Genomic DNA, 570 nt, shown 5'->3' with positions numbered 1-570 from the left:
CCGCGGTGCAGCAGCGCGGCCTGCTCGGTGGGCGTACCGGCGCGGGCCGCCGCGTCGGTGAGCACGGCCGCCGCGTCCTCCCGCCAGCCCCGGTCCTGGTACACGGCGGCGGTGCGCAGCGTCACCCCCGTGCCCGACGCCAGCTCCGACAGCTTCTCCAGGCTCCGCCCGGCCGCCTTGTAGTCGCCGAGTCCCTGGTACGCGTCCACGAGCGCGGAGTACGTCGAGAAGCGGGCCGGGGCCAGCTTCGCCGCGGCCTCGCCCCACTTCTTGGTGGCGCGCCAGTCGCCGCGGGCGGCGGCCAGCGCGGCGAGCCCGTCGAGCGCCTCGGCGTTGCGCTGCGGGCGCACCTTCAGCGACGTACGCAGCGCCCGTTCCGCCTTGGGGTAGTACGCGGAGTCGGCCGTGCGCGTACCGCGCTCGACGTAGGCGGCCCCGAGCGCCGCCCACGTCCGGTCGTTCCGCGGATCGCGGCGCACCTCGGCCTCCTTCTCGCCGATCAGCGCGGTCAGGTCGGGCAGCGCGGCGGGCGCCCCGGCCGCGGCCGCGATCACCGCCCGCCCGGCCGGA

General features: G+C 78.1%; 1 pseudogene. It reads right to left on the bottom strand.

What is annotated here, in order from left to right:
• Positions 1-570: pseudogene (locus G3I40_RS15370) on the bottom strand (hypothetical protein); the annotation flags it as partial.

It is taken from the genome of Streptomyces sp. SID14478, assembly GCF_010548525.1.
GTDB lineage: Bacteria > Actinomycetota > Actinomycetes > Streptomycetales > Streptomycetaceae > Streptomyces.
Note: the sequence above shows the minus strand (reverse complement) of the source record. Positions and strands in the feature narration are given on the sequence as shown.